The organism is Paenibacillus sp. J22FR5 (assembly GCF_059691975.1).
In genome coordinates this window covers 148,441-160,217 of the sequence record NZ_JCAUAN010000010.1, presented here as the reverse complement: position 1 = coordinate 160,217, position 11,777 = coordinate 148,441, and the positions used below count along the sequence as shown (strand labels likewise).

The 11,777-nt window shown below is 47.9% G+C and carries 8 protein-coding genes; 2 read left to right on the top strand and 6 right to left on the bottom strand.

Going from position 1 to position 11,777, the window contains the following annotated elements; all coding sequences use genetic code 11:
• Nucleotides 1–2: 2 nt before the first annotated feature.
• Both AC58P7_RS15790 and AC58P7_RS15785 read left to right on the top strand, forming a co-directional pair.
• Entirely contained in the window at nt 3–947 is a 945-nt protein-coding gene (locus AC58P7_RS15790; protein ID WP_497344390.1) for a DNA-3-methyladenine glycosylase family protein, read from the top strand.
• On the top strand, nt 929–1,063 hold the full coding sequence (locus AC58P7_RS15785) for a hypothetical protein (RefSeq protein ID WP_497344388.1): 135 nt from the start codon (nt 929–931) through the stop codon (nt 1,061–1,063). The genes AC58P7_RS15790 and AC58P7_RS15785 overlap by 19 nt, the downstream gene beginning before the upstream one ends.
• Nucleotides 1,064–1,163: 100 nt before the next feature.
• Here AC58P7_RS15785 and AC58P7_RS15780 read toward each other — a convergent pair whose 3' ends face one another.
• Genes AC58P7_RS15780 through AC58P7_RS15755 form a run of 6 tightly spaced genes read right to left on the bottom strand, consistent with a single transcriptional unit; the run spans nt 1,164 to nt 11,777 of the window.
• Nucleotides 1,164–4,295, bottom strand: coding sequence for an alpha-mannosidase (locus AC58P7_RS15780; RefSeq protein ID WP_497344386.1), 3,132 nt, complete (start codon nt 4,293–4,295; stop codon nt 1,164–1,166).
• Between the two features lie 24 nt (nt 4,296–4,319).
• Nucleotides 4,320–5,075 carry a sugar phosphate isomerase/epimerase family protein gene (locus AC58P7_RS15775; RefSeq protein WP_497344384.1) on the bottom strand — a complete coding sequence of 252 codons (756 nt, stop codon included), beginning with the start codon at nt 5,073–5,075 and terminating at the stop codon, nt 4,320–4,322.
• On the bottom strand, nt 5,072–6,013 hold the full coding sequence (locus AC58P7_RS15770; RefSeq protein WP_497344382.1) for an aldo/keto reductase: 942 nt from the start codon (nt 6,011–6,013) through the stop codon (nt 5,072–5,074). Before AC58P7_RS15770 ends, AC58P7_RS15775 begins: the two co-directional genes overlap by 4 nt.
• A 54-nt stretch (nt 6,014–6,067) precedes the next feature.
• A complete protein-coding gene (locus AC58P7_RS15765; protein ID WP_497344380.1) occupies nt 6,068–9,202 on the bottom strand; it encodes a glycoside hydrolase family 2 TIM barrel-domain containing protein in 3,135 nt (1,044 codons plus the stop codon).
• The gene (locus tag AC58P7_RS15760) at nt 9,130–10,410 is read right to left on the bottom strand and encodes a glycoside hydrolase family 125 protein (protein ID WP_497344378.1); all 1,281 of its coding nucleotides are present in this window, start codon (nt 10,408–10,410) and stop codon (nt 9,130–9,132) included. The genes AC58P7_RS15765 and AC58P7_RS15760 overlap by 73 nt, the downstream gene beginning before the upstream one ends.
• Entirely contained in the window at nt 10,410–11,777 is a 1,368-nt protein-coding gene (locus tag AC58P7_RS15755; protein ID WP_497344376.1) for a family 4 glycosyl hydrolase, read from the bottom strand. Before AC58P7_RS15755 ends, AC58P7_RS15760 begins: the two co-directional genes overlap by 1 nt.

The window sequence follows — 11,777 nt, the reverse complement described above, 5'->3', positions numbered from 1 at the left end:
CGATGCCACACCTGCAAGCTTTTGACCCGTCCAGCCTACAATGGCAAGAACAAACGAGCACGCTCTCGTTGGCTTTGCCTCAACCTTTTCGATACGAGCCCAATATCGGCTATTTAAGCCGCTCAATCAATGAGTGCCTATTCGTTGTGGATAACTCCAGCATCTATAAGTTGCTACCTGTTGGGGATAACCTGGCACTTATCGCTGTCCACAGTGAGGATGACAAGGTGCTTCATATCCAAATTGTTCACTATAGTAGTGCTAGTCTAACCTCTGCGGTCCGTGAAGATATCGCTCGTTATGTGTGGGAGTGGTTTGATTTGGGGACGGATTTGGCGGCATTTTATGAGATGGAAAATCCGATTCTGCGGCAAGTAACGGAGGTGTTCCGAGGGCTGCGCCTGATGGGGATTCCAGATTTGTTTGAGGCCATGAGCTGGGGGATTATCGGGCAGCAGATTAATTTGGCTTTTGCCTATACGCTCAAAAGGCGTCTAGTCGAGCACTTCGGCACCTCACTAGACTGGGAGGGACGAACCTATTGGGCGTTCCCAACGCCAGAGCGGATCGCTGCACTGACGACAGAGGATTTAACAGCTTTACAATTCACGGGTAAAAAAGCGGAATACCTCATTGGCGTTGCCAATCTCATGGCGGAAGGAGCGTTATCCAAGGCCGGGCTGCTTGCGATGAGCGATTTCCTTACCATGGAAAAAGATCTGCTGCGCATTCGCGGCATCGGACCGTGGACAGCCAACTATGTGTTGATGCGCTGTCTGCGCAACCCCGCAGCGTTCCCATTGGCCGATGTCGGCCTTCATAACGCGCTGAAGCATGTGCTCGGGCTCGAAGCCAAGCCCTCGCTCGACCAGATCCGCCAGCTAGCCGAGGGCTGGCAGGGCTGGGAAGCCTATGCCACGTTTTACTTGTGGCGTGTGCTGTATTAGCTGCGGCTGTTCGACGCGGTGCTAGTGTTGTTGCGGTCGGGGCGGAGCCCGGCCGCGGATTTCGGCTGTCGGGGCTCGATCACCATAGCCCAGGAGGTGTGCAATACCAGTTGTAAGGAGGCATACCTGAATGAATTCGACAGTCTAGAAACCTCAAAAGACCTAGCGGAAAATCACCGCTAGGTCCATTGTTATTCGAGAATTTAGGTTTCGCAATTAAACTTCAAGACTAACAAGAAACGTCTTTATTTCATAAGGCTTAAGCTCAATATTGGCAGCCTCAACGTCTCCAATAGGTCGCTCCATCAAATCACATTCCTGCAGCGATCGAATTTTAAAATCGCTCTTGATGTCCACATGAGTTCGGACTCCAGCAAACTCATGGATACGCAGCACAAGTCTCTCTCCATCCTCTGCTTTCTTGATCGCATCTGCCATCACGTTTGGAGCAGAGAATTCGAACATGGAAAGTGTACCTTGCGTTGGAGCACCTCCATAACTCGTTAGCGGATTATTAAGTGCCCATGCTTCCTGTACCGTACCGCCTGCATACCAATCCCCGGCATGTGGGAGAAGTGCATACACAAAGGTATGTTCCCCAAGATCTGCTGTAGGGTCTGGATGAATCGCGGATTTAATGAGCGATAAGCGCATGATGTTATCCTTAATGTCGTAGCCATACTTACAATCATTCAGTAAGCTTACGCCGTATCCACGTTCGGACAAGTCCGCCCATTGGTGCCCGACGGATTCAAACCGCGCCCAATCCCAGCTCGTATTCCAATGTGTCGGACGTTTGACGTTACCGAACTGGATATCGTAAGTAGCCTCCGTAGAACGCACGTCTACCGGGAATGCAACCTTCAACAGCTGCTGACGTTCCTGCCAGTCGATATGGGTGCGGAAATCAATGCGACGGCTGCCTGCGTAGACAGTCATCGACTGCGAGATCGTAGACTTTGCAAAATTCCATTTGAATGCAACAGTTGCTGCTAATGGTCCCTCTTCAACGAGCTCAACAAGAACAAGATCGTTAATTTCGCGCATTTTTTCTTGGTAGAAAATATCGATATCCCAAGCGTCGAAATCTATCGGCTTGTCTTCAAACACTTGCAGAACGTTGCCTCGCGAGTTTGCAGCAAGCACATTCCGGCGATTATCCAGGTCGAATACGCGAACTAACTGACCGGATTCGTTCCATTCGATTTCATAATGAGGCGTTTTCAGCGAGCGTCCTTCCAGTTTGAATGGAATCTCGTCAGCAATCGCCGATTGAGATGGATCTGTAAAGTGAATCGTCGTCATACCTAAAGACGGAACCTGAGGCGTGTCGATGATCCAGCGGCCATCCGTGAATTGTGATTTCAATTGGTTGCCTTCCCGATCAGTCCAAACGCTGCCAATCGCAGCTTGTTCCCCAGGGATTACAACAAGATCGCTGCGTTCCCATGAAGCACTGTTCAGAACCGTTACCGCACCTTTTTCCTGCTGGTTTCCAATTCGCGCTGCTGCTTCATTCCACGATGCTGTCCCTATAGACATAGCTTCCGCATATTCCTCACGACTGTCCTCGTAGACCTCTGTAATCGATGAACCGGGAATAATATCATGGAACTGATTGCGTAAAATGATGGTCCAACCCTTGTTAAGCATCTCCTGTGGATAAACGCTCCAATCGGATTTCAACAAAGCAGCCAAAGCACTGACATATTCCGTTTCACGATATAGAAGCTCCAGCTTACGATTCATTCGTTTGATGTAGGCTTGGCTTGTATAAGTACCGCGATGATATTCAAGATACAGCTCACCGTCCCATGTATGCACATAACGGTCCGTTGCTTCAACAGTTTCATGTAACCGCTCAAAGTATTCGTCTGCGCGTCCTGTTTTCACTTTTGGCAGGCCAGGCATGTCTTCCAAACGACGGCGCATCTCCAGCATCTCTCGATTGACACCGCCGCCGCCATCTCCATACCCGTAAGAAAGCAGAAGCTCTTGATTCACTTCCTTATCACGGTAGGCATCCCAAGTCCCTTTGACCGTCATTGGCGTTACCATACCGTTGTACGTATAGAAGAACGAGTTAGCTTCTTCCCAATCGCCAGGTGTGGTAATGAAATGCGTCAAAACTTCGGTGCCATCAATTCCCCGCCATTTGAAGGTATCATGAGGCATACGATTGAACTGGTTCCAGCTGATTTTGGTTGTCATGAACGTATCAAAACCGGATTTTCGCAAAATTTGCGGCAGCGCCCAGCTGTACCCGAATACGTCGGGAAGCCATAAATAGGTACTTTCCACTCCGAACTCTTCTCGTATGAATCGGGTTCCATGTAAAAATTGTCTCACCAGCGATTCCCCGGAGGTTAGGTTGCAATCCGCTTCCAGCCACATGCCTCCGCCAACTTCCCATCGCCCTTCACGTACACGTTCAAGAATTTGCTCATAAATATCAGGATAATCTTGCTTGATATAGGCGTAAAGTTGAGGCTGCGTCTGTAAAAATACATAGTCAGGGAATCGTTCCATTAGACGCAGCACGGTTGAGAACGAGCGTGCACATTTCTCCCTTGTATGCTTAAGTCTCCACAACCAAGCCACGTCAATATGGGTATGCCCAATACAAGTAACCGTAACGGGATGCTTCTTCTCCATCTGATTTAATTCCTCAAGCAGCAGCTCACGGGAACTATATACGGATTCATAGTAGGCGTCCGAGAGCGGATTCGACCAATCAACAAGCTTAAAAGAACGATCGAGTGCTTTAACTAACTGAGTACGTTCAGGATGGTTAGCATCCAGACTGCGGATTGTTTCCAGCACAGCGCGTCCTGTGTAGTAGAAATCGTCAACCCGCTCATCCAGCCAGCAGATTTCAGCGCGTTTCACGGTATGCTTCTTCTCGCGCGGTTTCCCGCCACCTTCGAGTCCTGACCACAGGCGGATATCCATCCGCCCCTGCGTACCTACCGCTTCTTCCGGTAAAAATACTTCTTGATGGTTCGAATCGACCCCCTGGAAAGGAGAACCGTTCCAATATAATAAGGATTCGAATCCGTCATTGTTGCCTCCGCCCGTTTCACCGAAATCGAAGCGCCCTAGAATGGTTTTGTCTGCCCATTCCTTCGGAATATCAATCGTACGCGATAACCACACGTAGCGGTCGCGCCCTTTCCAAGTCTCACCCGTCTTCAGTTCAAATGTAGTCTGCGTGACTGGCGGCCTTGCTCCAATCGTTCCTTCCTCGTCTTCCGTAGCTGAAAATCGCTCCAAAGGCACCGCATCGCGATACCGGGTTTCGCTTAATTCGCGCAGTCTCGCTTCCAGTTTCGATTCTGTAAAAAACATATCGAATCTCTCCTCCTATCGATTTCAATGAATCAATTTCTCAAGCTTGCGCAAATTGGTATAACTTAACGCCAAACTATCCATCGGGTTTCCCGGGCAATAATCTTGCTCAACAGCGAACCATCTCACCCCATTTTGCAATCCCCACTTCAGGATAGGTGCGAAATCAATTAATCCAGTTCCGATTTCAGCGAAATATTTTCTATCGTCAGCAGTCATATCCTTCAAATGGAGGATCGGCATACGAAAAGCATAATTTTGGATGAAGGATAGCGGATCTTGATCCGCTTTTTTTACCCAGTAAGTGTCAATCTCTGCATAAATAGCCGGATCTTCAAGCAAGTATTCCAGCGCAAATTTCCCATCGATTGTCGTATGAAATTCAAAATCGTGATTATGATACCCTACGCGGTATCCCATGCCACTAACTTTGGAAGCGGCTTGTAATAAATCCTGACGCACGCTAGCATATCCTTCTGGATTCTGCAGACCATCCGGTAGGGAGTGGCAGATCAGATCTTTCGTATCAAAAAGGCGAGCTTCCTCCAATACGGCGTCCATATCGTTCTTCAATCGCTCCAAACCGACATGCATACCAGCCGTTTGCAATCCGATTTCATTCATGACCGCAGCAATATCTTTCGCGGGGTTTCCATGCAATCCATCAATTTGGACGGCAGCCCATCCCATCTTTTTCAACTCTCTCAAGACGCTTGGGAAATCTTTTTTCAATTCGTTTCTCAAGGTATACAATTGCGCAGCCAATTTATGTTTGATCATTCCGCAATCTCCTCCCTTTTCAAATCCAACCATTCGACCTCTTGCTCAGTTAAGGGAAGATTCATAGCTTGTATAGAGGAATCCAGCTCCTCGGGGTTGCGAGGCCCAATGATTGCACATGTCGGGAAAGACTGGTTCAGAACGTATGATAAGGCAATTTGAATCGGTGTGACCTGTTTCTCTTCCGCCAGCTTCGCGGCACGACGATAACGTTCCCAGTTGTTTTCACTATAATACACGCGTACCATTTCCTCATCCGCACGATTGTCTGGTGTGAAATTTCCTGAGAAAAATCCACCAGCTTGGGCGGACCATGCCAACAATGGCAGCTGATTGACCGAATGCCAACCGCAGGTTTCTTTATCTGCTGAAACGCAGCCCTCCCATCGGGGTACGTTTGGCTTGGCAAGGCTGAGATTCGGACTGCTGAATGAAAAACCTATGAGTTTATGGGCGGCCGCGTATTCATTCGCTTCCTGGATTCGCTTATACGACCAGTTAGACGCGCCAATTACCCGGATTCGCTTGGCCTCAAGGTGTACATTCAGCTCTTCGATGATCGGTCCGACTGCTACGTCCGGATCGTCCCGGTGCAGCGCATATAGATCGACATACTCCGTTCCTAATCTTTCTAGACTCTCCGTTAAATCCTTACGGATCGCTTGCGGATTTACCCGTGGACCCGGGCTGCCGTCATCATGATGTGCGCCCTTAGTTAGAATGACTACCTGTTCACGGTTCTTCTGCTCCGCAAGCCATTGGCCGAGAACCAATTCTTTCCCCCGATATTGATGAGCGGTATCGAAGGCATTGCCGCCAGCACGAATGTAAGCATCCAGCATCATCCGTTCTGGCTCTTCCAGCTTCCTCAAATCTCCCGTTCCCATGAACAATCGGGAAATTGGTTTGTCTACGCCCTTGATGTACATATATTTCATCTTGAATCCTCCTTCAAACATTACCGCCCAATCAAAGAGAGTACGGCCAGCGTTCTATTCATCCTCTTTAAACACTGGCATCAAACGGAGTTCAAACGTGAATTCTTTTTCGTGAAGACGATATGACTCGAGAAGCTCCGGTCCACAAGAATTGGATCCTACCCCGCTCATCTTGTAATCCAGATGGACGATCGTTTCCTTCCTCTTCGCAAGCTCGTAGTTATGAGCCGCTCTTGTCAAATCCTCTGGCGTAAAATGGGCCACATTCAATGAGAAATCCTCTGGAGAGGAAAATTTCATCCCCATCCCTTGCTCATTGGAAACAATCGCCCACTCTGTTCCATACCTGGACCCATTTTCCTGAGGCATGATATAATCTTCAAACATCTCATCGACCGTTAACAGGTATCTGCCCCTTTTCACACTTTGACGCTTGTCGATATAGCTCTCGTGCGGTCCAAAGCCTAAGTATTCGACTTCCTCCATACCTTGAGGCATCGTAAGCTGAAGGCCAAAACGCGGAAGATAGACCTGCTTTTCTCCCACTTTTACTTGCAGCTTGACCGAAATCTCGCCAGTGCCATCTACTCTCCATATTGCTTCTCCATGTAGGATTGTAAACCGACTATCGCCACCCAGGGAGAAATCACTCTTGATTTCAACAGTTGTTTCATCGATTTTCGTCCATCCACAAAGGTACGTTTTCATCGATACGCGGTCATAACCTGCGTTCAACCATCTTTCCTTCACATGCATGTCATTATCTGTTGGAGCGCGCCAAATGTTAAGGCCAGTCGGAGCCTGGAGCATATTCACTCCCTGCTTGGAAATCTGCTGTATCATTCCGCTGTCTAAGTCAAAGGTATGACAGAAATCAAAGCCTTCGATCTTCAGGATGTCTCCCTCCTGATAAGCTTGAAGAGAGGACATCTGCCGTAAGCTATCACCTGATTTTTTCAGTTGCTGCACAGGTAATTCAAACTGTTCAAATGTAATTTCGTAACCGGCTTCCGCCCAAATTGTCTGTTCCTTCAACCAGCAGGATATGGTCAGCATATAGGTTCCCGTTGATGTTTCCGGCAAATCATAGGGAATTGTCACCATTTGATGACCATGCGGTACGGCTTCAATAGATTCAAGTTGACCCTGCTGGACGATCTGTCCGTCCATTTCTACCTTCCAATGAAACCCTAGATGAGATAAATGGATGAAATCATAAAGGTTCGTTACCTTGATCGTACCTTTTCGCAAATCTTGCGCTTCGATGCGAATGGGCGCGATCACCTTTTTGAGCTCAAGCAGCCCCGTATGCGGTTTCCTATCCGGCGTAATCAGACCATCGATACAGAAATTCCCGTCGTTAGGCTTATCTCCAAAATCGCCCCCATAAGCAAAGAAAGGCGTACCGTTTTTCGTCACCGTCTTGATGCCGTGGTCGCACCACTCCCACACACAGCCGCCCATGAGCTTCGGATATTTGTAAATGGTATCCCAGTAATCCTTCAAATCGCCTGGCCCATTCCCCATAGCATGGCTGTATTCGCATAGGAACAGCGGCTTCTTCTGTTTCTCATCCTGGGCATACGCTTCAATTTCTTGCACGGAAGCATACATTCGGCTTAGCATATCCAGACTCTCCACGTCGGGATTAGCTTGACTCGAAGCAGCACCTTCATAATGGACCGGTATGGACGCATCACGAGATTGGGTCCATTCAGCCATTGCGATATGGTTAACATCGTAACCAGACTCGTTGCCCATAGACCACATAACGATGGATGGATGATTCTTATCTCGTTCTACCATACGAATAGCCCGATCTAGAAACGAAGCTTTCCATTCAGGTTTCTGAGAAAGCAGATGGATATTCGCATCATCCCACTCCTCACTGGCCGTCCCCATTCCATGGCATTCCAAGTCCGCTTCATCGATGACATAGAAACCGTACTCGTCGCACAAATCCATAAATCGGGAATCATTCGGATAATGGGAGGTACGGATCGTGTTGATATTATGCTTCTTCATCAGCTTGAGATCTTTGATCATATGATTCAGCGGAATCGTCTGTCCGAGCTCCGGATGGGAATCGTGGCGATTGACGCCCTTTAGCTTGACCGCCTGTCCGTTGATCTGGAAAACGCCGTCCGTAATTGTAATTTGTCTGAACCCGACTGGAAATTGAAGCACCTCATTACCACTATGAACATAGAGTTGGTACAGGTTCGGTTTCTCGGCATTCCATAAGACCGGATCCGTCACCTCGAAGCGGAGTGTGCCTTTTCCATCGACAACAGCTTCGTCTGTATCCACGATGTTACCTTTCGTATCCTTCAACTCTGCTCGGATCGTAACCTGCCCCGTCGTCTCCAGCTCTGTCAGAAGAGTAACCTTCCGGAAACCGTCTTCGAACGTTTGTTTATTGAACACATCTCGGACATGGACGGAATCGCGCGCAAGCAAATACACATCCCGGAAGATTCCGGAATAGCGCCACGCATCTTGGTCTTCCAGATAAGAACCATCGCACCATTTCAACACCATGACGGCAATGCGGTTCTTCCCTTCGCGGAGCAAGGAAGATACGTTGAATTCAGCAGGTACCCGGCTGCCTTGACTGTATCCGGCGAACTTGCCGTTTACCCAAAGGTAAAAGCACGAGTTAACCCCTTCAAAGACGATATATTTATCTTTTTTATCCCAGTGACCCGAGACGTTGAATTCTCTCACATACAGCCCCGCTGGGTTGTTATCCGGCACATAAGGAGGATCACAAGGAAAAGGATAATTGATATTGGTGTATTGAAGCTGATCATAACCATTCACCTGCCAGCATGATGGAACGATTAATTCATCCCACGCGCTGACATTCGCCGATTCCTCGTAGAAAGCTTCTTCTACCTCCCTAACACTGCGATGATATTGGAACTTCCAACTTCCGTTCAATGTCTGATAAAAAGGGGAACGCGCGCGTTTTCCGGATTTTGCCGATCCCGCATCCGCATAAGGGATGTAATGGGCTCGGGGAGCCTCCCTATTCACCTGCAAAACGCTTAAGTCTTCCCAATATCGATTGATGCGAATCAATGTGGCCACTCTCTCCTTCGTCAAGACATCTATTAAATAAAGTAACCCTTTACCATCATTCGGTGGATCAACTCGCCGAACAAGCTGTTGGCCCAAGCAAACCATGGACGCGTATAATCGGTCGGGGAATTCGGATCAAACCCTTCATGCATGTACCCCGTACCCGCATCCGTCCGCAGCAGCATCTCCAGAAGCTCTCTTACTTCTGCTTCATCCTCTGAGGTAAGGGCCTGCATCGCCAGACTGATCGGCCAAATGTAGCCTGCCGGCGTATGTGGGCTTCCGATCCCTTTGGCATATTTCCCATTAAAGTAGGTTGGATTGTCACTGCTTAGCACAAATCTACGCGTATTCTGATACACCGGATCGTCTGAGGTCGTGTAACCCAAATAAGGAATCGACAGCAAACTGGGAACATTGGCGTCATCCATCAGGTTGTAATTGCCGAATCCGTCTGTTTCATAGGCATAGATCTTTCCGTACTTGGGATGAAGATAAGTACCGTAGGTTTGAATGCCAAAGTCTATCTCTTCGCGAAGCTCCGCCGCAAGCTGTACGCATTCCTGATCGTCCCATACGATCTGGGCAATTTCCTCGATGTATCGGAGCACCACGACCGCAAACATATTGGCGGGAATCAAATAGCCGAACGTACAAGCATCGTCGCTTGGCCGAAATCCAGACCAAGTCATTCCTGTATAATTAACGGGCATTCCCATCCGATTATTTCGCAGCGTATCACTTGGCGGACAATCTGTACGGGCGAACCGGTAAGGAGATTGCTCAGCATGTCTTTGTTCGGTTTTCCATAGCGAAATGATAGTATGAACCGCTGCCCGGAAGGAATCATCAAACATATCCGTCCGTCCGGTCGCCTTCCAAAACAAGTAAGACAGTTGAATCGGGTAACAGAGTGAATCGATTTCGTATTTGCGTTCCCAAATCCACGGATTCAGCTCTGTCAGATCTTGATCGTATCGGTTATCGTTCGCTTCTTCATTGAACGCATTGGCATAAGGATCGATATGAATATAAGCGATTTGCCTGCGAATCAAGCCAGCCACTATTTCCTGCAGTTCTTTGTCTTCGGCCGTAAGCGGTATATAATGCCTCACTTGAGCGCTGGAATCCCTTAACCACATTGCTGGAATATCTCCAGTAAATACAAATGCGGTGTTATTTTTCATAATCTTGGTGGTTGTTTCGAGTGTATTCGGATAGCAGTTCTTGAACATGGCCCGCAGTTTCGGATGTCCTGCAAGCTTAATCTCCGCTTCTTCAAGCAAAGAAGTGACAGATTTAGGCAAGGTCATTATTTCCAATCCCCCAGAATATCCTTATAGGCTTCCAAATAATCATCGACAAGCAGCTTAGCAATGGAATAGGAATTAACAAGCGGATGAACAGTGAGTGCTTGGATAGCCAAATCACGAGATTTATGCTTTACAGCTTCAACAGTCAGACGTTCAAACAGCTTCACATTTTTCATCAGAAGGCTCATTTCCTCCGGCACAGAACCGATCTGAACCGGCTTTGCCCCGTCTTTCGTGATTATGCAAGAAATTTCAACGACGTCATCATCTGCGAACCCTTCGATACTGCCTTCATTCGGTACCGATAGAACAATGTTATTGGTTTCACCCGTTTGCAGCGACTCCACAAAATCCAGCATGACACCTGCATAGCCAAGTGAGTTAGGAAGCTCCAGCTTATCTGTAGGTAGAACAGGCTTCGATTCCGAGTTGGTTTCAATCGCCATATAGGAAGCTTCTCTTTTTTGCGTATAGTACAAATAGGTTTGAATAGCTTCATCCGGATTGCTTTCAATATCCATCTTACGTAAGATACCCAGCATTTCCTTATTATTCTCAGCGATCATCTGGCCGCGCGTCATTCCTGCTTTGACAATATTGGCGAAGGCCTTCTCGCGGTGGTAATAATAGTACAAATATTCATTCGGCAGAAAAGGAAGTGATTTCAGTAAATCGCTGTCGAACATTTTGAATTCATCCACTCGACTTGTAAAATCGGGATTATTCTTAAGCTCCGACATAATGTCTTTGCCTTGGTAAATCACTTTGGTCATCCATGACAAATGATTAAGTCCGAAAAATTCAACTTCTAGCTCCTTCGGATCGATCTCTAGCGCTTCCGCCATTCGCAGCTTCGTATGGCTTGGCGAATCGCAGATTCCGATTACCCTATCGTAACCCGCATGTCGCAATGCTTGCGTAACGAGTCCAGACGGGTTCGAGAAGTTAAAGATCCAGGCCTGAGGTGCAAGCTCTTTAGCAATCTCGCAATATTCCATCAGAACTGGAATCGTCCGAATCGCCATCGAGAAACCCGCTGGTCCCGTCGTTTCTTGACCGATCACGCCATGTTTTAGAGCGATCTGCTCATCTACATACCGCGACCATTCCTTACCTACACGTACCGTAGTTACAATGTAGTCCGCACCTTTAATCGCTTCGCGGCTATCTGTCGTCGTCTCCAGCTGAAGGTTGATTCCGCTGCGATCAATTACGATTTGGCATAATTTCGAAATAACAGCAAGCTGCTCCTCATCCGTATCGTGAAGAACAAGCTTAGTAATCCCGGCATCTTCTGCTTTTAATGTTAAACTTTTTGTAAATAAAACGGCGCGAACCCCGCCGCCTCCGATTAAGGTCAATTTCAT